This window comes from Burkholderia thailandensis E264, from assembly GCF_000012365.1.
Classification (GTDB): Bacteria; Pseudomonadota; Gammaproteobacteria; order Burkholderiales; family Burkholderiaceae; genus Burkholderia; species Burkholderia thailandensis.
The window spans coordinates 2,568,090-2,589,947 of record NC_007651.1 but is presented as its reverse complement, the minus strand read 5'-3'; the positions used below and the strand labels follow the sequence as shown (position 1 = coordinate 2,589,947).

The window sequence follows — 21,858 nt, the reverse complement described above, 5'->3', positions numbered from 1 at the left end:
GTATTCACTTTCCTTGCAACGGATGGGCGAGCGTCGGCGTCGCGCCCGCCTGCTTCACCGACAGCGTGAGCACGACGGCCGCGACGAGCGCGGCGCTCATGAACGCGTAGGACGCGGCGGGCGAGCCCGTCGCGCCGTTCAGATAGCCGACGACGTACGAGCCGACGAACGAGCCGAGCGCGCCCATGCTGTTGATGAGCGCCATCGCGCCGCCCGAGACGTTCTTCGGCAGGAGCTCCGGCACGATCGCGAAGAACGGCCCGTACGGCGCGTACATCGCCGCGCCCGCGACGACGAGCAGCGCGTACGACAGCCAGAAATGCGTCGAGCCGAGCGCATACGACGCGGCGAACGCGGCGGCGCCGATCAGCAGGAACGGCCACACGAAACCCTTGCGCGAGCCGAGCCTGTCGGACGCCCACGACGCGGCGAGCATCGCGATCGTCGCGGCGAGATACGGCAGCGCGGACAGCCACCCCGTTTCGACCATGCCGAGCGCCGAGCCGTTCTTCACGATCGACGGCAGCCACAGCACGAAGCCGTACACGCCGATGCTCCAGCAGAAGTACTGCGCGCAGAGCTTGACGACGGCGGGCGAGCGAAACGCGTCGCGATAGTTGCGCACCGGCTTGAGCGCCGCCTGCTCGGCCGCGAGCGCGGCGTCGAGATCGCGCTTGTCCGATTCGGTGAGCCACTTCGCCTGCGCGGGCTTGTCCTGCACGAGGAACCACCAGCACACCGCCCAGACGATCGCGGGCAGCCCTTCGGCGACGAACATGTGGCGCCAGCCGAACTCGTGGACGAGATAGCCGGAGACGACCGACATCCACAGCACCGTGACCGGATTGCCGAGAATGAGGAACGTATTCGCGCGCGAGCGCTCGCGCTTCGTGAACCAGTTGCTGATGAAGATCAGCATCGCGGGCATCACGGCCGCCTCGACGACGCCGAGCAGGAAGCGGATCGCCATCAGCGACGGGATGTTGCTGACGATGCCCGTGAGCGACGCGCACGCGCCCCACAGCACGAGGCTCCAGAACACGAGCGTCTTCACGCTGCGCCGCTCCGCATAGATCGCGCCCGGAATCTGGAAGAAGAAGTAGCCGAGGAAGAACAGCGCGCCGATCAGCGACGACAACCCCTTGCTGATGCCGAGGTCCTGATTGATCCCGGCCGCGGCGGCGAAGCCGTAGTTCGCGCGATCGAGGTACGCGAGGCTGTACGTGATGAAGACGATCGGCATGATCGTCCACCAGCGGCGAATCGCAAGCGTTGCGGACATGATGTGTGTCTCCTGTGTCGAGCGGCGCCGTATGAAACGCGGGATTCGCCGCGATTGTGCCCGTCCTGCGTCGGGACAGGCGGTTTATCGCGCGAGCGGCGCCTCTAGGCGATCGCGCGCATTGCTCAGATTTTCGATTCGATCGAGTGCCGCGCGCGTCGGCAGTCCTTCCGAGTCGCCGATCACCTGGATCGCGAGCGCGCCGATCCGGTTGCCGCGCGCCACCGCGTCGTCGATCGCACGGCCTTCGAGCAGCGCGCTCACCGCGCCGACCGCGAAGCCGTCGCCCGCGCCGACCGTGTCGACGACGTGCTCGACGCGCTCGGCCGCGACCGTGCCCTCGCGGCCGTCGGCCGTGCGAAAGTACGCGCCCGCCGCGCCGAGCTTGACGATCACGCCGCGCGCACCCTGCCCGAGGTAGAAGCGCGCGATGTCGGCGGGCGTATCCAGGCCCGTCAGTTGCCGCCCTTCGCCGAGCCCGGGCAGCACCCAGTCCGCGTGCTCGGCGAGCGCGTTCAGCGCGCGCGCCATCGCTTCCGGCGACGGCCACAGCGTCGGCCGCAGGTTCGGGTCGAACGACACCGTCTTGCCCGCCGCGCGCATCTCGCGCGCGAGATGGAACGCGAGCTCGCGCGACGAATCGGACAGCGCGGGCGCGACGCCCGTCAGGTGCAGATGGCGCGCGCCGAGCACGTAATCGGGCGCGTAGTCGTCGAGCGACAGGCGGCTCGCGGCCGAGCCCTTGCGGAAATACTCGACGGCCGGGTCCGCGCCGCCGGTCGCGCGCGACTTCAGCTGGAAGCCCGTCGGATAGCGCGCGTCGACCGTCACGCACGATGCGTCGACACGTTCGCGCGCGAGCGTGTCGAGCACGTAGCGGCCGAACGAATCGGCGCCGACGCGGCTCACCCAGCCGACCCGGAAACCGAGGCGCGCCAGGCCGATCGCGACGTTCAGGTCGGCGCCCGCGATGCGCTTCATGAATTGCGTCGCGCAGTCGAGCGGGCCGGGTTCGGCGGCGACGAACATCGCCATTGCTTCGCCATAGGTAACGACGTCGAGCGGGACTTGCATGGTGTGGGCTGACTCCTTCGATCAAGGGCTGGGCGTCGGGGCGGCAAGCGTCGAGCTTAGCCGAGCCGGGCGCCGGCGGGTGGGTTTCATGCGGCCGCGAGCCACGCGACGCGCGCCGACGCGTCGTCGGCCACGCGCGCCGCATCGAGCGGAAATTCGATCCCGCGCGGCGCGGCGCGCGGCAGCAGCGCGAGCGTGTCGTCGCAGAAGCGGTCGCCGGGCGGCGGCGCGATCGCGAGGCGCCGCGCGCCATCGCCGTCGACCGCCTTGCAATGGATGTACTCGACGTGCGCGGTGAGCGCGCGCGCCGCCGCAAGCGGCGCCTCGCCCGCCCACAGCCAGTTGCCGATGTCGAACGTCATGCCGACGAGCGCCGGGCAGCTTGCGTCGCGCAACGCGGCGAACAGCGCCGTGAATTGCGCGAGCGCGCCGCCCCGCCACAGCTGACCGTTCTCGACCAGCACGCGGGCGCGCGCGCCGCGCGTCGCGTCCGCGAGTTCGGCCGCGCGCGGATTCGCAGCGAAGCCGCCCAGCTGGAACTTGACGAAGCGCGCGCCGAGCGCGTCGGCTTGCGCGAGCGCCGCGGCAAGCGCGTCGTGGTGCAAGCCGCCGTCGTCCGCATAGAGCGTCGCGGGCGTCGAATACACCGACCACAGCCCGGCCGCGGCGATCGCGCGGCCGAGTTCAGCCAGCGCGGGCGCGGCCGCGTCGTCGTCCGACGCGAACAGCTCGCTGCGCACCTCGAAACCGGCGGCGCCCGCGCCGGCCGCCGCGGCGACGAATGCGCGATGGCCCGCGCGGCGCACTGCCTCCGGCCCGAACGCGCTCGCGACGATCACGATGTCGACCATGCCTGCTTGCCCCCTCCTCGTTGGTCGAATGTGTCGGAAAACGGCTGTTGGAACCGGTTCCATCACGTAATGGACGAATGGTGCGCCGAGCGCCTGAAGCGAACCATAGAGGAAATCCCTAGGCACGGCTGACGAACCTTCGGGGTCGACCGCGCGCAAACGGTATGCCTCCGGCGCAAAATGGCCCGTGTCGGCCCGCCGCGCCGCTCGCGCGGGGAAGCCGGCGCGAATTCCGTGCCGCGCCGGTTCGCGCGCCGCCACGGTGTTTGGCTTACCGGTTCGCCCCATTCGGAGCAGTCCGCATGCTCGATCGTCCGGAAACCGTCTCGTACCTGCTGGCAAGCGCGCTTTTCTTCGTGCTCGCCGCCCCGCTCGCGGCCCGACGGATCGCGCCCAATCGCTTCTACGGCGTCAGGACGCACGCGACGCTTCGGGACGCCGCGCTCTGGTACCGGCGCAACCGGATCTTCGGCATCGCGCTGATGTTCACGAGCGCCGCCTTCGTCGTCACGTACGGGTACTGCCGGCTGCGCGGCGTGCGGGTGCCCGATGCGGCGCTGCTCGCCGGATTCGTCGCCGAAATCGCGGTGCCGGCCGCCCTTTGCTTCATCGCGCCGGAAGCGCCGGGCGGCCATCCGGGCGACGGCCGCCGCCGATAGTCCGCGAACAGCCGGACGCCCGTCCGCCCGCCGCCGTCGCGCTACCCGTCAAGCCGATTCGGCCTGCGCGATGCACAGCTCGAGAAAGCGCGTCGTGACGCGCGACGGCGTCGCGCCGTGCGGCACGAGAATCGAGAAATGGCGCGTGAGCGGCTCGGGGGCGATCGACACCATCGCGAGCGCCGCGTCGTCATGCCGAAGCGACATCGCGGACACGAAACCGACGCCCATGCCCGCGCGCACCGCCTCCTTCACCGCCTCGACGCCCGCGATCTCGAACGCGACCGCAAGCGGCGTCGCGGCGCGCGCGAACGCGCGCTCGACGAGCTGGCGCACGCCGGAGCCCGCCTCGCGCAGCACGAGCGGGTATGCGGCGAGCGCGGCGAGCGTCGCGCGCGCACGGCCCGGCGCGCCGCGCGCGGCGGCGAGCGGATGCGACGCCGGCACGATCGCGACGATCTCGTCCTCGTGCCATTCGTGCACCGTCGTGCCGGCCGGCAGCGCGTCGCCGGCCGGCCCCTCGATCAGCGCGACGTCGAGCGACGCGAGCGACGCGACGACGTCCGACGTGTTGCCACTCATCGTCTGGATCACGACGTCCGGCGCGAGCGGCTGGAACGCAGCGAGCAGATACGGCAGCAGGTAGCTCGCGGGCGTCGTGCTCGCGCCGATCCGCAGCGTGCCGCGCTCGAGCCCGCGCACCGCGTCGCGGTATGCGCGCGCCTGCGCGAACGTGTCGCGCAGTTGCGCCGCATGGCGCGCGAGCGCCTCGCCGACCGGCGTGAGGCGCACGCCGCGCCCGTCGCGCTGGTACAGCGGCTCGCCGAACTCGTCCTGCAGCTGGCGCAGCTGGCCGGACACCGCGGGCTGCGACAGATGCAGCGCGAGCGCCGCGCGGCTGATGTTCCGATGCTCGGCGACGGCAGCGAAAGTTATCAGTTGGTCTGGGGTCATCGGTCTAAAATATCGGATTTCCGGATATATTACGCCACTAATTACGATTTTTCATATCGATATATCCAATTTAGGATTAGGCCCGTCCACCCGGAAAACGAAACGAACGAAGCCATGTCCACGCTCACCTCACCCCAGCTCAGCGCCGCCGCGCCCTCAATGCGGGGGCGGCTCAACGGCATCCTGTTCGTCGGTCTCTTCGCGCTCGCCGTCACGAGCGTCGCGCAGTTGCCCGCCGTCGCGCATCTCGGCCTGAGCCCGCTCATCGTCGGCATCGTCGCGGGCGCGCTGTACGGCAACCTGCTGCGCGAAGGCATGCCCGCGAGCTGGGCGGCCGGCATCGATTTCTCCGCGCGCAAGCTGCTGCGCATCGCGGTGGCGTTCTTCGGGCTGCGCGTGAGCCTGCAGGAAATCGCGCAGGTCGGCGTGCCGGGGCTCACGGTGTCGGCGCTCGTCGTCACGAGCACGCTCGCCGTCGGCACCTGGGCCGGCATGAAGCTGATGAAGCTCGACCGCGACACCGCGCTGCTGAGCGCCGCGGGCAGCGCGATCTGCGGCGCGGCCGCGGTGCTCGCGTTCGAATCGACGCTGCGCTCGAAGCCGCACCAGAGCGCGATGGCGGTCGGCAGCGTCGTGCTGTTCGGCACGCTGTCGATGTTCGCGTACCCGCTCGCGTACCGCGCCGGCTGGCTACACCTCGATGCGACGGGCCTCGGCCTGTTCTTCGGCGGCACGATTCACGAGGTCGCGCAGGTGGTGGGCGCGGCGAGCGACGTCGGCCCGGAAGTCACGCGCGTCGCGACGATCGTCAAGATGACCCGCGTGATGCTGCTCGTGCCGGTGCTGCTCGTGCTCGGCGCGTGGCTCGCCCGCTCGGCGCGCCGAGCGGCTGCAACGGGCCACGGCGCGCCGCGCAAGCTCGCGGTGCCGTGGTTCGCGCTCGGCTTCCTCGGCTTCGTCATCGTGAATTCGCTGCAGATGCTGCCCGCCGCCGCGATCGGCACGCTCAACGCGCTCGACACGTTCGCGCTGACGATGGCGATGACGGCGCTCGGCATCGAGACGCGGATGTCGCAAATCCGCGCGGCCGGCCCCCGCGCGCTGATGACGGGCCTCATCCTGTACGCGTGGCTCGTCTTCGGCGGCTATGCGATCGTCTATGCGACGCAGCGCTGGCTTGGCTGAACCGCCGCGCGCCTCGTCGCGCCGCCGCGCCGCGTTCGCCGGGTTTGCCCCGCGCACGCGGCGCGATGCTATTCTTCCGCTCGATTTCATCCGCCGAACCTCGTCCGTCGTGCTCTCGTTCCTGCTCAAGCTGCGCACTCGCGCACAAACCCTGTTCCGGCTGTCCGACGCGCATACGATGCTCGTGTGGTCGGTGATCGTCGGCATCGGCGGCGCGCTCGCGACGGTCGCGTTTCGCGAAGGCATCGAGCTGATCCAGCGCGCGATTTCCGGCACGAGCGGCAGCTTCACCGAAATGGCGAAGCGCCTGCCGTGGCAGGTGCGGTTCTGGCTGCCCGCCGCGGGCGGCTTCCTCGCGGGCTGCGTGCTGCTCATCGCGCAGCGCGGCGTGCGCAAGGAAAGCAAGACCGACTACATGGAAGCCGTCGCGCTCGGCGACGGCGTCGTGCCGGTGCGGCAGAGCCTCTGGCGCAGCGCGTCGTCGCTGCTCACGATCGGCAGCGGCGGCTCGATCGGCCGCGAAGGCCCGATGGTGCAGCTCGCGGCGCTCGCCGCGTCGCTCGTCGGCCGCTTCGCGCACTTCGATCCGCCGCGGCTGCGCCTGCTCGTCGCGTGCGGCGCGGCGGCGGGGATCACGTCCGCGTACAACGCGCCGATCGCGGGCGCGTTCTTCGTCTGCGAGATCGTGCTCGGCTCGATCGCGATGGAGAGCTTCGGGCCCGTCGTCGTCGCGTCGGTCGTCGCGAACATCGTGATGCGCGAGTTCGCCGGGTACAAGCCGCCGTATCAGATGCCGGTGTTTCCGGCCGTCGCCGGCTGGGAAGTGCTGTTCTTCGTCGCGCTGGGCCTCTTGTGCGGCGCGGCCGCGCCGCAGTTCCTGCGCCTGCTCGACCTGTCGAAGGCGCAGTTCAGGCGCCTGAACGCGCCGCTGCCCGTGCGCCTCGCCGCGGGCGGCCTCGTCGTCGGCGTGATCTCGGTGTGGGTGCCCGACGTCTGGGGCAACGGCTACAGCGTCGTCAACGCGATCCTGCACGCGCCGTGGACCTGGCAGGCGCTCGTCGCGGTGCTCGTCTTCAAGCTGATCGCGACCGCCGCGACGGCGGGCTCCGGCGCCGTCGGCGGGATCTTCACGCCGACGCTCTTCGTCGGCGCGGTGGTGGGCTCGCTGTTCGGCATCGCGCTGCACGCGCTGATGCCCGCGCACGTGTCCGCGTGGTACGCGTACGCGATGGTCGGCATGGGCGCATTCCTCGCGGGCGCGACGCAGGCGCCGCTGATGGCGATCCTGATGATCTTCGAGATGACGCTGAGCTACCAGGTCGTGCTGCCGCTGATGGTGTCGTGCGTCGTCGCGTACTTCGCGGCGCGCGCGCTCGGCAAGACGTCGATGTACGAGATCACGCTGCACCGCCACCGCGACGGCGAAGCGCGGATGCGGCTGCGCACCGCGCAGATGCGCGACCTGATCCAGCCGGCCGCGACCGTCGTGCCGCTCACGGCGAGCGTCGCCGACATGACGCGCGTGTTTCTCGAATACCCGGTCAAGTACCTGTACGTGACCGACGACGCCGGGCGGTTTCGCGGCGCGGTCGCGCTGAAAGACATCACGTCCGATCTGCTCGAAAAGCGCGACACGACGCACAAGAGCGCGGCGAACTACCTGCACACGCCGTTTCCGCTGCTCACGCCCGACATGCCGATCAGCACCGCGCTCGAGCACTTCATGCAGTTCCAGGGCGAGCGCCTGCCCGTCGTCGCGCGCGACGACGATCCGACGCTCGCGGGCGTCGTCTACAAGACGTCGCTGCTCGACGCATATCGTCGGATGAACATGGATCTCGAACGCTGAGCGATCGCGCGCGAACCGCCAAGGCTCGGACGCCGCCGCACGGGTTCGCCGGTGAATCGAAGCGCGATCGGCCCGGCCGCGCGATCGGCGGCAGCGCACGCTGCGGGCGACGGAAATGACCTGACAAATCAGGCGGACGGGCGCATTCGAACGCACCCGCCCAACGCGACGGCGACCGGCGCGCCCGGCATGCAAGGCGAAAGCAACGCAAAAGCACGCCCGGCTCAAGCCGGAAAGACGCGCCCCGCCGTCAGTCCGGCGCGCGCCCCAGCACGACGCGCGCGAAGAAGCCGGCGAGCACCTGCTGCGCGGCGTCGCCCGTCACGTGCCGCGGATCGGCCGCGTGGTACGACTGCACGCCGTCGCAGAGGCTCATCAGCCCGAGCGCGAGCACGTCGGCGGGCAGCAGGAGCGGCGTGCCCACGCGCTCGGCGAACGTCAGGATGTAGTGCGTGAAGCGGTCGCGCTTTTCCTTCACGAACTCGTTGAAGCGCGCACGGAACTTCGCGTCGCGCGTTGCCTGCAGCTTCGCCTCGCCCCACAGCAGAAACGCCGGGCTGTTGCGGAAGAACTGGCTGTAATATTCGAGCGCGTGCGCCTCCATCTGCTCGCGCGTGCCGCCGCTCTCGAAGATCTTCTGCATATCCGCTTCCGCCTCTTCGTGATCGCGCCTGAGCAGCTCGAGCAGCAGCTCGGCCTTGCTGCGGAAATTCGAATAGAACGCGCCGCGCGTGTAGCCCGCCGCGGACGCGATGTCCTCGACGCTCGTCGCCACGTACCCCTTCTTCGTGAAAGTCGCGTGCGCAGCGCTCAACAGACGCTCGCGCGTCAAATCCTTGCTTTGTTCTCGGGTCAGGCGGGTCGGCTTCATGGCCGGGAAGTCTAGCATCTTCTCGCGAACCGAAACACCTTTGCATCCAGATACAACCCTGTATTAGAATTCAGCGAAGTTTTTGTAAGCAAGTCCGCAACGTGCGCGCCGATTGTTTTGACTCTTGCCGCGCGCCGCGCCAGGCAAGCGCATCCGGCTTGCCGGTTTTTCCGTTTTCTCCTGTTCGAGGGGTCACCGTGAATCGTTCCGGTTCTCGCGCCGCGCTGCTGATCGGCGTCGCGCTCATCGTTGCCGCCTGTCACCGCAAGGAAGCCGCGCCGAGCGCGCCGCGCCCCGTCGTCGCGGTGCCGGTCCGGGCGGACGGCGCAGCCGCCGCCGTGTCGCTGCCCGGCGAGATCCAGCCGCGCTATGCGACGCCGCTGTCGTTCCGCATCGCCGGCAAGATCGTCGAGCGCAAGGTCCGCCTCGGCGACGCCGTGAAGAAAGGCCAGGTTCTCGCGCTGCTCGACACATCCGACGTCGCGAAGAACGCGGCGAGCGCGCAGGCGCAGCTCGACGCCGCGACGCACGCGCTGACGTTCGCGCAACAGCAGCGCGAGCGCGACCGCGCGCAGGCGCGCGAGAACCTGATCGCGCCCGCGCAGCTCGAGCAGACCGAGAACGCCTACGCGGCCGCGCGCGCGCAGCGCGACCAGGCCGAGCAGCAGCTCGCGCTCGCGAAGAACCAGTTGCAGTACGCGACGCTCGTCGCCGACCATGCGGGCTACATCACCGCCGAGCAGGCCGATACCGGGCAGAACGTGTCCGCCGGCCAGCCGGTCTATCAGCTCGCGTGGTCGGGTGATGTCGACGTCGTCACCGACGCGCCGGAAAGCGAGCTGCCGCTCCTCGTGCCGGGCCATGCGGCGCGCGTCACGCTGCCGGCGCTGCCCGGCCGCGCGTTCGACGCGCGCGTGCGCGAGATCGCGCCCGCCGCCGATCCGCAAAGCCGCACGTACCGCGTGAAGCTCACGCTCGCGCAGCCCGACTCCGCCGTGCGGCTCGGGATGACCGCGACCGTCGCGTTCTCGTCGGGCGCGCCGGGCAACGCGAGCGCGCAGGCGCGCTTCACGCTGCCGTCGACGGCGCTCTTCCACGCAGGCAACGCGCCCGCGCTGTGGGTCGTGCGCAAGCAGGACGACACGCTCGAGCTGCGGCGCGTCGACATCGTCCGCTACAACGAGCGCACGGTGACCGTGTCGGGCGGAATTCAGCCGGGCGAGCGCGTCGTGCTGCAAGGCGTGCACACGGTGAGCGCGGGCGAGAAGGTGCGCGCGGTGCCGCCGCTTCATCCGGAGGACCTCGCGTCATGACGGCAGGCCGAGAAGAAGGCGGACGCTTCAACCTGTCCGCGTGGGCGCTGCGCCACCAGGCGCTCGTCATCTACCTGATCGCGCTCTCGACGATCGCCGGCATCCTCGCCTACTCGCGTCTCGCGCAATCGGAAGACCCGCCGTTCACGTTCCGCGTGATGGTGATCCGCACGTTCTGGCCCGGCGCGACCGCGCGCCAGGTGCAGGAGCAGGTCACCGACCGGATCGGCCGCAAGCTGCAGGAAATGCCCGCGATCGACTATCTGCGCAGCTACTCGCGGCCCGGCGAATCGCTGCTCTTCTTCGCGATGAAGGATTCGGCGCCCGTCAAGGACGTGCCGGAAACCTGGTACCAGGTGCGCAAGAAGGTCGGCGACATCTCGATGACGCTGCCGCCCGGCATCCAGGGCCCGTTCTTCAACGACGAATTCGGCGACGTCTACACGAACATCTACACGCTCGAAGGCGACGGCTTCTCGCCCGCGCAACTGCACGACTACGCGGACCAGTTGCGCGTCGTGCTGCTGCGCGTGCCGGGCGTCGCGAAAGTCGATTACTTCGGCGACCCCGACCAGCGGATCTTCGTCGAGATCGACAACACACGGCTTGCGCGGCTAGGCATCTCCCCGCAGCAGATCGCGCAGGCGATCAACGCGCAGAACGACGTGTCGTCGCCGGGCGTGCTCACGGCCGCGCACGATCGCGTGTTCATCCGGCCGAGCGGCCAGTACGAGAGCGTCGACGCGATCGCCGACACGCTGATCCGCGTGAACGGCCGCACGTTCCGGCTGGGCGACCTCGCGACGATCAAGCGCGGCTACGACGATCCGCCCGTCACGCAGATGCGCACGATCGGCCGGGACGCGAAGGGCCGCGCGGTGCTCGGCATCGGCATCACGATGCAGCCGGGCGGCGACGTGATCCGGCTCGGCAAGGCGCTCGACGCGAGCGCGAAGGCGCTGCAGGCGCAACTGCCGGCGGGCCTCACGCTCACCGAAGTGTCGAGCATGCCGCATGCGGTGTCGCGCTCGGTCGACGACTTTCTCGAGGCGGTCGCCGAGGCGGTCGCGATCGTGCTGATCGTGAGCCTCGTGTCGCTCGGCCTGCGCACCGGGATGGTCGTCGTGATCTCGATCCCCGTCGTGCTCGCCGTCACCGCGCTCTTCATGTATCTGTTCGACATCGGGCTGCACAAGGTCTCGCTCGGCACGCTCGTGCTCGCGCTCGGCCTGCTCGTCGACGATGCGATCATCGCGGTCGAGATGATGGCCGTGAAGCTCGAGCAGGGCTTCAGCCGCGCGCGCGCGGCCGCGTTCGCGTACACGAGCACCGCGTTTCCGATGCTCACGGGCACGCTCGTCACGGTGTCCGGCTTTCTGCCGATCGCGCTCGCGAAATCGAGCACGGGCGAATACACGCGCTCGATCTTCGAGGTGTCCGCGATCGCGCTGATCGCGTCGTGGTTCGCGGCGGTCGTGCTGATCCCCCTGCTCGGCTACCACATGCTGCCCGAGCGCAAGCATCCGCCGAAGGACGCCGCCGCCGGCCCGCCGCACGCCCCCGACGCCGCGCACGACCACGAGCATGGCCACGACATCTACGACACGCGCTTCTACACGCGGCTGCGCGGGTGGATCAAGTGGTGCATCGAGCGGCGCTTCGCCGTGCTCGCGATCACGATCGCGCTGTTCGTCGTCGCGCTCGCGGGCTTCTCGCTCGTGCCGCAGCAGTTCTTCCCGAGCTCCGATCGCCCCGAGCTGCTCGTCGACCTGCGGCTGCCCGAAGGCGCGTCGTTCGACGCGACGCTCAAGCAGGCCGAGCGCCTCGAGAAGCTGATCGCGAATCGGCCGGAGATCGACCACGCGGTGAACTTCGTCGGCTCCGGCGCGCCGCGCTTCTACCTGCCGCTCGACCAGCAGCTGCAGTTGCCGAACTTCGCGCAGTTCGTGATCACCGCGAAGTCGGTCGAGGAGCGCGACAAGCTCTCCGCGTGGCTCGAGCCCGTGCTGCGCGACCAGTTCACGGCGGCGCGCACGCGGATCTCGCGGCTCGAGAACGGCCCGCCCGTCGGCTATCCGGTGCAGTTCCGCGTGAGCGGCGACAGCATCGCGACCGTGCGCGCGATCTCGGAGAAGGTCGCGGCGACGATGCGCGCCGACACGCGCGCGACCAACGTCCAGTTCGACTGGGACGAGCCCGCCGAGCGCTCGGTGCGCTTCGAGCTCGACCAGCACAAGGCGCGCGAGCTGAACGTGAGCTCGCAGGACGTCGCGAGCTTCCTCGCGATGACGCTGTCCGGCACGACGGTCACGCAGTACCGCGAGCGCGACAAGCTGATCGCGGTCGATCTTCGCGCGCCGCGCGCGCAGCGCGTCGACCCGGCGAATCTCGCGAACCTCGCGATGCCGACGCCGAACGGCCCCGTGCCGCTCGGCTCGCTCGGGCGCTTTCACGACACGCTCGAGTACGGCGTCGTCTGGGAGCGCGACCGCCAGCCGACGATCACCGTGCAATCCGACGTCATCGCGGGCGCGCAAGGCATCGACGTCACGCATGCGATCGACGCGAAGCTGAACGCGCTGCGCGCGCAACTGCCCGTCGGCTACCGGATCGAGATCGGCGGCTCGGTCGAGGAAAGCGCGAAGGGCCAGACGTCGATCAACGCGCAGATGCCGCTGATGGCGATCGCCGTGCTGACGCTCCTGATGATCCAGTTGCAGAGCTTCTCGCGCGTGTTGATGGTCGTGTTGACCGCGCCGCTCGGAATGATCGGCGTCGTCGGCACGCTGCTCCTGTTCGGCAAGCCGTTCGGCTTCGTCGCGATGCTCGGCGTGATCGCGATGTTCGGGATCATCATGCGCAACTCGGTGATTCTCGTCGACCAGATCGAGCAGGACATCGCCGCCGGGCATGGCCGCTTCGACGCGATCGTCGGCGCGACCGTGCGCCGCTTCCGGCCGATCACGCTGACGGCCGCGGCCGCCGTGCTCGCGCTGATTCCGCTGTTGCGCTCGAACTTCTTCGGCCCGATGGCGACCGCGCTGATGGGCGGCATCACGAGCGCGACGGTGCTCACGCTCTTCTTCCTGCCGGCGCTCTATGCCGCGTGGTTCCGCGTGAAGCCGGACGAGCGCGATCCGGAGTCGCCCGCCACGCCTTCGGGAGCCTGACCATGCGCGTTTCGATCCCCCTGCTGCCGCCACGGCTGATTGCCCTGTTGCCGATCGCCGCGCGCGTCGCACCGCGCGCGAGCGCCACCGCCGCCGCGCTCGCGCTGGCGGGCGCGACGGCCGGCTGCTCGCTGTTCGCGCCGAGCGACGCGCCGCCCGTGATGCCGTCGCCCGCGCATTACGGCGCGACGCCGCTGCCCGAGCGCACGGCCGCCGCGCAAGGGCTCGCGCAGCGCTTCGACGTCGGCGCGCAGCCGGTGCCCGACTGGTGGAAGCGCTACCGGTCGCCCGCGCTCGACGCGCTCGTCGACGAAGGCTTGCGCAACAGCCCGACGCTCGCCGCCGCCGAAAAGAACCTGACCGCCGCGCGCGAGCAGTTGCGCGCGCAGATCGGCAGCTCGCTGCTGCCGTCGATCGACGCGGGCGGCCAGGCGACGCGCGAGCGCGCGCTCGGCGTGCCGGCGTTCGGCCCGCAGACGGTGCTCTACAACGTGTTCGCGGGCCAGTTGCAGGCGAGCTACACGCTCGACCTGTTCGGCGCCGCGCGCTTCGCGAACCGCGCGCTCTCGAAGCGCGTCGACATGAACGCGTACCAGCTCGAATCCGCGCGGCGCGCGCTCGCGGCGAACATCGTGACGGCCGCCCTCACGTCGGCCGCGCTCGCCGAGCGGGTCGCGACGACCGAGCGGCTGGTCGCGCTCGCGCGCGAGCAGGCGAACGACGCGGCGGCGCGCCATCGGCTCGGCGCGGCGTCGCGCACCGACATGCTGAACGCGCAGCAAAGCGCGGCGGCGCTCGAGGCCAGCCTGCCCGCGCTGCGCCAGCAATGGCAGACCACGCGCCACGCGCTCGCCGTGCTGCTCGGCCGCACGCCCGATGCGGCGCCCGCCGATCTCGCGCTCGCCGACGTGCAACTGCCGCAGGACGTGCCCGTCGTCGTGCCGTCCACGCTGCTGCAGGCGCGGCCCGACATTCGCGCGGCCGAAGCCGGCTTGCAGGCGGCCGCGTCCGAAGTCGGCGTCGCGACCGCGCAGATGTTCCCGCAGTTGTCGCTGTCGGCGTCGATGGGTCACGCGGGCTTCAACTGGCCCGCGATGCTGTCGGGCGCGGGCGCGATCTGGAGCGTCGGCGCATCGCTCACGCAGCCGCTCTTCCACGGCGGCGCGCTGCTCGCGCAACGCCGCGCGGCGCGCGCGACCTACGACGCGGCCGTCGACCAGTACAGGCAGACGGTGCTCGCCGCGTTCCAGGACGTCGCCGACAAGCTCGCCGCGCTCGATAACGACGCGAGCGCGCTCGACGCGTCGAACCGCTCGGCCGTCGCCGCGCGCGGCGCGTTCGACGACACCGCGGCGCGCGTGCGGCTCGGCGCGCTGCCGCCGTCGGCCGCGCGCGCGAGCGAGCAGCAGTACCGCAACGCGCGGCTCGACGAGATCCGCGCGACGGGCGCGCGGCTCGTCGATACGGCGCGGCTGTTTCAGGCGATGGGTACGCCGACCGACGACGACGCGCACGCGAAGGACGCGTCGCGCGCGCGCGACGCAAACCCGCTCGGCAAGGGCGACGCGATCGGCGCGACGCAGGGCCGGATCGAAGCCCGGAGCCACTGACGACGCTGCGATCCCGTCCGCCGGCGCGGCGCGCATCGAGCGCATGTTCGCAGTCCCATCCGCTGCGGCCGCGATCGTCAACGCCGGCGGAGCCCTACCACTTGCAGCCGGCGTCCGTCACGGCGTCGACCGCAAGCGACGGAATCGCGAGCAGGCCCATGCCCGCATACGCGCGCCGGCAATCGGCGCGACTCGCCTTCGACAGGTTGCGCTCGAGCGTCGACGCGGCGGTTTCTTTCCGTGGAGAGGCGATGCCCTGCGACGCACCCGTCGCGCCCATCGCGCTGATCGCCGCCGCCGGTCCGTGCCGTATCGACCGGGCCGCCCGCAGCGAGTCCAGATCCGCCCGCCAGTCGACGGCGGCGCCCGCCGCGCCCGACGTCCGCGCCGGCGGTCGCGGTGCATCGCCCGCTTCGGCGCTCGCTTGCCCGTCTGTTCGCGACTCGCGCGTTTTTTCAGGCTCGACGGAAACGGCGGGCGAGCGACGCGATGAGGTCGAACGCCCGTGCTCGCGCGCAGCCGCGTGCGCGTCGCCCATCGATGCGCGATGCGCCGGCGCGCGTTGCGTCGGCGGCAGCAAGCGCGCCGACGGCGACGGCGACGGCGACGGCGACGGCGACGGCACCGAAGCCGATAGCGGAACCAGCGTCACGATGAGCGCCCGTCTCTCCGACCGCGACGCATCGGGCACCGCGACATCGAGCGCCGACAGCGGCCGGCGCTCGAGCGCAAGCCATGCGAGCCCGTGAATCGCCGCCGTGACCGTCAGCGCGAGCGCGCCGACGCCGCAGCGCCGATACGATCGCAACGGCCATCGCCGCCGAACGCAGGCGCGTCCCGCCGTGCCCGCGCACGTCACGCCTGCCAGTTGCCCGCGCGCCGCGTCATCCCGCATCGGCGCCGGGCTCGTCTTCGAACGTCAGCAGATCGCCCGGCTGACATTCGAGATGCCGGCAGATCGCCTCGAGCGTCGCGAAACGGATGCCTTTGACCTTGCCCTGCTTGAGCAGCGACAGATTCTGCTCGCTGATGCCGACGGCCGCCGCGAGGTCCTTCGAGCGGACCTTGCGGATCGCGAGCATCACGTCGAGCTTGACGATGATCGGCATGGCGCGCGCCTCAGACGAACTGCCGGTGCTCGGCGTCGAGCTCGCTCGCGCGCCGCAGGATATGCGCGATGACGGCGATGCAGGCCGCGGTGAACAGGGCGACGACGTACGGCAGGCCGAAGCTCAGCGTGACGACGCGATGCCCGACGGGCTCGCGCATCGTCGCCCAGACGCTCAGGAGCGGCTCGCACAGCACGCTCAGCACGACCCACGCGCCGACCGCGCGCCCCGTCTTGCCGAGATGGCGCGCAGCGCCGGCCGAGAAGTAGTCACGGCGCGCATACGTGCGAAACAGCTCGCGCAGATGGCGCAGGCCGCTCGCGAGCGCGACGAGCGGCACGCTCGACAGCACGATGCCGCCCGCCTTCTGCCACCACGGAAACGCGGCGACATCGACGTTCAGGCCCGCGATCAGGGAATCGGTCAAGCCGAATCCGAGGCCCGCGCCCGACTTCACCGCGTTCAGCGACGGAAACGCCCAGCATGCGGCGTTGAGCAACATCATCGCGACGATGAAGCAGAGGGTGACGGCGGCCATCCGCTGGCTGAGACGAGCGACGCGATCGGAGTGCATGAGAATTCCTCGAAGATGGGGATCAGCGCCCGAATTCTAGGCTCGCTTTTATCGTAAAACAATAATTATTGATTGCTTAAGTTTGATTATTTGTCGCAATTCGTGCATCAAACTGCATCGCGAGCGACGAATGCTCCGCAGGGGCACCGGACGTCGACGCCCGCATGTAGCGCACTTGCCGTCGCGCCCCGCCCGGGTCCGCCCTCAAGCGTCCCGCGTCGCGATCCCGAGCGCGCGCAGCCGCCGGTACAGCGTGCGCTCGCTCATCCCGACTCGCCCGGCGAGCGCGCGCCGCGTGCCAACGAACGCGCGGGCAATCCGCGCGAGCTCGTCGTCCGACAGCTTCGCCGACGCGCCCGCCTCCTCGCGCGCGTCGCCCGCGCGCGCGACCTCGTCGGGCAGGTGCTCGACGCGGATCACGCCGTCGTCCGTGAGCAGGCATGCGCGATCGAGCACGTTGCGCAGTTCGCGGATGTTGCCCGGCCACGCGTACGCCTCGAGCCGCGCGAGCGCATCGGGCGCGACGGTGAAGCGCTGCCCGGCAGCCGGCCCGAGCGCCGCGATCCGGCGCAGGATCGAATCGACGAGAAGCGGCATGTCGCCCGGCCGCTCGCGCACCGCAGGCAGCGCAATCGGGTACGCGCTGATCCGGTAGTACAGATCCGGCCGGAACCGCCCATCGCCGATCATCGCCTTCAGCGGCTTGTGAGTCGCCGCGACGAGCCGGAAATCCGCGCGCAGCACCTCGACGCCGCCCACTCGCCGGAATGTCCCCGATTCGATGAGGCGCAGCAGCTTCACCTGCATCGACAGCGGCACGTCGCCGATCTCGTCGAGAAACAGCGTGCCGCCCTGCGCGGTCTCCACGAGGCCGGGCTTGCGCGCGGTCGCACCGGTGAACGCGCCCTTCTCGTAGCCGAACAGTTCGCTCTCGAACAGCGTCTCGGCGATCCCCGAGCAATCGACCACGACGAACGGCCCCATCGCGCGCGCGCTCGCCTCGTGCAGGGCGCGCGCGAACAATTCCTTGCCCGTGCCCGATTCGCCGAGCAGCAGCACGGGCAGCGTCGAAGGTGCAACCCGCTGCAGCGCGGACAGGGCCGCGTTGAACGCATCCGAGCCGCCGACGAGCCCCTCGCCGCTCGGCTTGGCCGACGCGCTGCGCACGGTCGTCAGCCGCTCGACGTACGCGATCACCGCACCGTGCGCGTCGAAGATCGGCCGCAGCTCGACGTCGACGTGCTCGGGCCCGCGCGGCGTGTGATGGATGTGCAGCACGCGGTTCAGGCTGCGCGATTCGGTCGCCTGCTTCATCGGGCAATGCTCGCCCGCCTGATCGCACGGCACGTCGTAATGATGCGAGACCTGATAGCAGCGCCGCCCGACGTGCGCCTCGCCGGCAATCCCGAACTGCCGCTGATACGCGGCGTTCGCGGCGAGGATTCGGTACGACGGATCGAGCACGATCATCGGTTGCGGGTCCTGTTCGAGGTACGACACGAGCACGCCCACGTCGGGCGGCGAAACGGGAACGATCGGGATGACGTCGTGCTGATCCATGGGTTCGGCTCCGGCTGCGCGGCCCACGGCCGCGTAGCTGCCAATTCTGCCATCAAACTGCCATTCACGGCAGCGAACTTGAACGATCGTCGCCCGGGAGGCGGCGCACGGTGGGAGGCGCCGAAGCAAAACACGATTTGAATCAAGTACCTGTGCTCGGTGATCGGCAATGCTGGCTACTTGGCACGGTTCTTGTTCAAACGATCGCCATCTCGATGAATCGGCTCCAGGAGAAATCTCGTGACAACAGCGCCCACGATGACGGTCGAAGGCTTTTTCGACCCGGCGACCTGCACCATCAGCTATTTGCTGCTCGATTCCGGCAGCGGCGAATGCGCGTTGATCGACAGCGTGCTCGACTACGATCCGAAATCCGGCCGCACGCGCACCGCGAGCGCGGACCAGCTGATCGCGCGCGTCGCGGCACTCGGCGCGCGCGTGCGCTGGCTGCTCGAGACGCACGTGCACGCCGACCATCTGTCGGCCGCGCCGTACCTGAAGGCGCGGGTCGGCGGCGAAATCGCGATCGGCCGCCACGTGACGCGCGTGCAGGACGTGTTCGGCAAGCTGTTCAACGCGGGGCCCTCGTTCGCGCACGACGGCAGCCAGTTCGACCGCCTGCTCGACGACGGCGATACGCTCGCGCTCGGCGCGCTGTCGATTCGCGCGATGCACACGCCCGGCCACACGCCCGCGTGCATGACCTACGTCGTCACCGAAGGGCGCGCGGCGCACGGCGCACCCGGCGCACGAGACGCGGCCGCGTTCGTCGGCGATACGCTGTTCATGCCCGACTACGGCACCGCGCGCTGCGACTTCCCCGGCGGCGACGCGCGCACGCTGTACCGGTCGATCCGCAAGGTGCTGAGCCTGCCGCCAGCGACGCGCCTCTACATGTGCCACGACTATCAGCCGAACGGCCGCGCGGTGCAGTACGCGAGCACCGTCGCCAACGAGCTGCGCGAGAACGTGCACATCCGCGAGGGCGTCACCGAGGACGACTTCGTCGCGATGCGCACCGCGCGCGACGCGACGCTCGACATGCCGGTGCTGATGCTGCCGTCGGTGCAGGTCAACATGCGCGCGGGGCGCCTGCCCGAGCCCGAGGACAACGGCGTGCGCTACCTGAAGATCCCGCTCGACGCGATCTGAGCGTGCCCGCCCTCCCCAACGACGACACGACACACACAACAGGCCAACCATGGAAATCCGCAAGCTGACCGACACGCTGTCGGTCTCCCCCCAACTCGCCGCCGCCGACCTGCCCGCGATCGCGCAGGCCGGCTTTCGCGCGATCGTCTGCAACCGGCCGGACGGCGAAGGCCCGGACCAGCCGACTGTCGCCGAGATCGACGCGGCCGCGAAGCCGTTCGGCATCGCGGTTCACTACCTGCCCGTCGATTCGGGCAAGGTCACCGATTCGCAAGGCGAGCAGTTCGGCGCACTGCTCGGCACGCTCGCATCGCCCGTGCTCGCGTACTGTCGCACCGGCATGCGCTCGGCGACGTTGTGGGGGCTGTCGCAGGCGGGGCTGCGGCCGCTGAACGACATCGTCGCCACGGGCCGCGCGGCCGGCTACGATCTCGCCGCGCTCGGCCGCCGGATCATGCAGCGCAGCCAGAGCGCGGCGACGCAAACCGTCGAGGCGAGCCACGACATCGTGATCGTCGGCGCGGGCGCGGCGGGGATCGCGATCGCGTCGAGCCTGCTCGCGCGCGATCGCTCGCTCGACATCGCCGTCATCGATCCGGCCGACACCCATTACTACCAGCCCGGCTGGACGATGGTCGGCGCGGGCGTGTTCCAGCCGAAGACGACCGCGCGGCAGATGGCTGCCGTGCTGCCGCGCGGCGTGCACTGGATCAAGGCCGCCGTCGCCGCGTTCGAGCCGGACACGCACACGGTCGTGCTCGACGGCTGCCGGCTCGTGCGCTACCGGCAGCTCGTCGTCTGCCCGGGGCTGAAGCTCGACTGGCACGGCATCGAAGGGCTGCCCGAGACGCTCGGCAAGAACGGCGTCACGTCGAACTACCGCTACGATCTCGCGCCGTACACGTGGCAGCTCGTGCGCACGTTCGCCGGCCGCCGCGCGCTGTTCACGCAGCCGCCGATGCCGATCAAGTGCGCGGGCGCGCCGCAAAAGGCGATGTATCTGTCTGCCGACCACTGGCGGCGCACGCATCGTCTCGAGAAGATCGACGTCGAGTTCTTCAACGCGGGCGCGGCGCTCTTTGGCGTCGCCGATTACGTGCCCGCGCTGATGGAATACGTGAAGCGCTACGACATCGCGCTGAATTTCGGCCACAACCTGATCGCGATCGATGGCGAGCGCAAGCGCGCGACGTTCTCCCGCACGTTGCCGGAAGGCGGCGCCGAAACCGTCACGCGCGAATTCGACATGATCCACGTCGTGCCGCCGCAGAAGGCGCCCGATTTCGTGCGCGCGAGCCCGCTCGCCGACGCGGCCGGCTGGATCGACGTCGATCCGGCGACGCTGCGCCACAAGCGCCACGCGGACGTGTTCGCGCTCGGCGACGTGACGAACACGACGAACGCGAAAACCGCGGCCGCCGCGCGCAAGCAGGCGCCCGTCGTCGCGCACAACGTGCTCGCCGCGCTCGGCAAGACCCACGGCGACGCGACCTACGACGGCTACGGCTCGTGCCCGCTCACCGTCGAGCGCGGCAAGATCGTGCTCGCCGAATTCCTGTACGGCGGCAAGGTCGCGCCGACCTTCCCCGCGTGGCTCATCGACGGCAAACGCCCGTCGCGGCTCGCGTGGCTGCTCAAGGAGCGGCTGCTGCCGCCCCTTTACTGGCAGGCGATGCTCAAGGGCCGCGAATGGCTCGCGAAGCCCGAGATCGTCGGCTGATCGCCGCCCATCGATGACCCTCGTCCGGAACAACGAAGCATGCTGATTTCTCTGGTGTTGGGCAGCATCGTCGGCGCGGTGCTGGGATTGACGGGGGCGGGCGGCGGCATTCTCGCCGTGCCCGCGCTCGTCGTCGGAATGGGCTGGCCGATGCAGCAGGCGACGCCCGTCGCGCTCGTCGCGGTCGCGGGCAGCGCCGCGCTCGGCGCGCTCGAAGGCTTTCGGCGCGGGCTCGTGCGCTATCGCGCGGCGCTCCTGATGGCCGCGGCCGGCGTGCCGCTGACGACGCTCGGCGTGCGTCTCGCGCACGTGCTGCCGCAGCGCGTGCTGCTCGCGCTCTTCGCGCTCGTGATGATGATCGTCGCGGTGCGCCTGTTGCGCCAAGCGCTCAGGCACGCCGCCCGCGAGCCGGCTCGCTCGCCCTTGTGCGTCGGCCGCATCGACCCGGACACGGGCCGCCTCGTCTGGTCGTGGGCCGCCGGCATCGCGCTCGCGTCGACGGGCGCGCTCACGGGGCTGATGACGGGCCTGCTCGGCGTCGGCGGCGGCTTCGTGATCGTGCCGATGCTGCGCAAGTTCACGAACGTGACGATGCACGGTATCGTCGCGACCTCGCTGATGGTGATCGCGCTCGTCGGCACGGGCGGCGTGATCGCGACGATCGTGAGCGGCACGCCCGCGCCGCTCGACGTCACGCTGTGGTTCACCGTGACAACCGCGCTCGGCATGGCGGCCGGACGCTGGGTGTCGCGCTACCTGTCCGCGCGGCACGTGCAGTTGGGCTTCGCCGCCGCGCTCGTGTGCGTGGCCGCGGGGCTCCTCGCGAAAGCGGCGTTCGGCTTCTGACGCCGCGCGCGGCGAGAAACGTGCGCGGCGCGGGACGGGTGCGGCGCACGCCGCGACGCAAATCCGGCACTCGCCGGTC

At 70.3% G+C, this 21,858-nt stretch carries 18 protein-coding genes; 9 read left to right on the top strand and 9 right to left on the bottom strand.

Going from position 1 to position 21,858, the window contains the following annotated elements:
• Window positions 1–4: 4 nt before the first annotated feature.
• The 3 genes from BTH_RS23905 to BTH_RS23895 form a co-directional block, all read right to left on the bottom strand.
• Entirely contained in the window at window positions 5–1,282 is a 1,278-nt protein-coding gene (locus BTH_RS23905; RefSeq protein ID WP_009890952.1) for an MFS transporter, read from the bottom strand.
• 84 nt (window positions 1,283–1,366) lie between these two features.
• Window positions 1,367–2,356, bottom strand: coding sequence for a sugar kinase (locus BTH_RS23900; RefSeq protein ID WP_009890950.1), 990 nt, complete (start codon window positions 2,354–2,356; stop codon window positions 1,367–1,369).
• 86 nt (window positions 2,357–2,442) lie between these two features.
• The gene (locus BTH_RS23895) at window positions 2,443–3,207 is read right to left on the bottom strand and encodes a TIM barrel protein (protein WP_009890948.1); all 765 of its coding nucleotides are present in this window, start codon (window positions 3,205–3,207) and stop codon (window positions 2,443–2,445) included.
• A 302-nt stretch (window positions 3,208–3,509) separates the two neighbouring features.
• Between BTH_RS23895 and BTH_RS23890 the strand changes: the two genes are divergently transcribed.
• Window positions 3,510–3,866 (top strand): SdpI family protein, encoded by a 357-nt coding sequence (locus tag BTH_RS23890; protein ID WP_009890946.1) that lies wholly within the window; start codon window positions 3,510–3,512, stop codon window positions 3,864–3,866.
• 48 nt (window positions 3,867–3,914) lie between these two features.
• On the opposite strand, the gene BTH_RS23885 is transcribed toward BTH_RS23890, so the two are convergent.
• Window positions 3,915–4,820: a LysR family transcriptional regulator gene (locus BTH_RS23885; protein ID WP_009890944.1), complete on the bottom strand. Its 906-nt coding sequence runs from the start codon at window positions 4,818–4,820 to the stop codon at window positions 3,915–3,917.
• A 114-nt stretch (window positions 4,821–4,934) separates the two neighbouring features.
• On the opposite strand from BTH_RS23885, the gene BTH_RS23880 reads away from it, so the two are divergent.
• Both BTH_RS23880 and BTH_RS23875 read left to right on the top strand, forming a co-directional pair.
• A complete protein-coding gene (locus BTH_RS23880; protein ID WP_009890942.1) occupies window positions 4,935–6,005 on the top strand; it encodes a YeiH family protein in 1,071 nt (356 codons plus the stop codon).
• A gap of 109 nt (window positions 6,006–6,114) precedes the next feature.
• Window positions 6,115–7,854: a ClcB-like voltage-gated chloride channel protein gene (locus tag BTH_RS23875; protein WP_025369346.1), complete on the top strand. Its 1,740-nt coding sequence runs from the start codon at window positions 6,115–6,117 to the stop codon at window positions 7,852–7,854.
• Between the two features lie 250 nt (window positions 7,855–8,104).
• On the opposite strand, the gene BTH_RS23870 is transcribed toward BTH_RS23875, so the two are convergent.
• Window positions 8,105–8,725: a TetR/AcrR family transcriptional regulator gene (locus tag BTH_RS23870; RefSeq protein WP_009890939.1), complete on the bottom strand. Its 621-nt coding sequence runs from the start codon at window positions 8,723–8,725 to the stop codon at window positions 8,105–8,107.
• A gap of 197 nt (window positions 8,726–8,922) precedes the next feature.
• Here BTH_RS23870 and BTH_RS23865 point away from each other — a divergent pair, with 197 nt between their 5' ends.
• From BTH_RS23865 to BTH_RS23855, 3 genes are read left to right on the top strand one after another with little or no spacing between them, the layout of a single operon-like run.
• Entirely contained in the window at window positions 8,923–10,038 is a 1,116-nt protein-coding gene (locus tag BTH_RS23865; protein ID WP_009890937.1) for an efflux RND transporter periplasmic adaptor subunit, read from the top strand.
• Window positions 10,035–13,208, top strand: coding sequence for an efflux RND transporter permease subunit (locus BTH_RS23860; RefSeq protein ID WP_009890936.1), 3,174 nt, complete (start codon window positions 10,035–10,037; stop codon window positions 13,206–13,208). Before BTH_RS23865 ends, BTH_RS23860 begins: the two co-directional genes overlap by 4 nt.
• 2 nt (window positions 13,209–13,210) lie before the next feature.
• Window positions 13,211–14,818 carry an efflux transporter outer membrane subunit gene (locus BTH_RS23855; RefSeq protein ID WP_009890934.1) on the top strand — a complete coding sequence of 536 codons (1,608 nt, stop codon included), beginning with the start codon at window positions 13,211–13,213 and terminating at the stop codon, window positions 14,816–14,818.
• Between the two features lie 94 nt (window positions 14,819–14,912).
• Here BTH_RS23855 and BTH_RS23850 read toward each other — a convergent pair whose 3' ends face one another.
• The 4 genes from BTH_RS23850 to BTH_RS23835 form a co-directional block, all read right to left on the bottom strand.
• Window positions 14,913–15,626 carry a hypothetical protein gene (locus BTH_RS23850; RefSeq protein ID WP_227739562.1) on the bottom strand — a complete coding sequence of 238 codons (714 nt, stop codon included), beginning with the start codon at window positions 15,624–15,626 and terminating at the stop codon, window positions 14,913–14,915.
• 76 nt (window positions 15,627–15,702) lie between these two features.
• The gene (locus BTH_RS23845; RefSeq protein WP_009890927.1) at window positions 15,703–15,927 is read right to left on the bottom strand and encodes a helix-turn-helix domain-containing protein; all 225 of its coding nucleotides are present in this window, start codon (window positions 15,925–15,927) and stop codon (window positions 15,703–15,705) included.
• Window positions 15,928–15,937: 10 nt separating this feature from the next.
• Window positions 15,938–16,501 carry a DUF2975 domain-containing protein gene (locus tag BTH_RS23840; protein ID WP_009890925.1) on the bottom strand — a complete coding sequence of 188 codons (564 nt, stop codon included), beginning with the start codon at window positions 16,499–16,501 and terminating at the stop codon, window positions 15,938–15,940.
• 204 nt (window positions 16,502–16,705) lie between these two features.
• Window positions 16,706–18,061, bottom strand: coding sequence for a sigma-54 interaction domain-containing protein (locus BTH_RS23835; protein WP_009890923.1), 1,356 nt, complete (start codon window positions 18,059–18,061; stop codon window positions 16,706–16,708).
• Window positions 18,062–18,319: 258 nt separating this feature from the next.
• Here BTH_RS23835 and BTH_RS23830 point away from each other — a divergent pair, with 258 nt between their 5' ends.
• The 3 genes from BTH_RS23830 to BTH_RS23820 are packed head-to-tail and all read left to right on the top strand — an operon-like array spanning window position 18,320 to window position 21,779.
• A complete protein-coding gene (locus tag BTH_RS23830; protein WP_009890922.1) occupies window positions 18,320–19,213 on the top strand; it encodes an MBL fold metallo-hydrolase in 894 nt (297 codons plus the stop codon).
• Between the two features lie 49 nt (window positions 19,214–19,262).
• Window positions 19,263–20,933: a bifunctional protein tyrosine phosphatase family protein/NAD(P)/FAD-dependent oxidoreductase gene (locus BTH_RS23825; protein ID WP_009890921.1), complete on the top strand. Its 1,671-nt coding sequence runs from the start codon at window positions 19,263–19,265 to the stop codon at window positions 20,931–20,933.
• A gap of 39 nt (window positions 20,934–20,972) precedes the next feature.
• Complete coding sequence (locus tag BTH_RS23820; protein ID WP_009890920.1) at window positions 20,973–21,779, top strand: sulfite exporter TauE/SafE family protein; 807 nt, start codon at window positions 20,973–20,975, stop codon at window positions 21,777–21,779.
• Window positions 21,780–21,858: the final 79 nt, after the last annotated feature.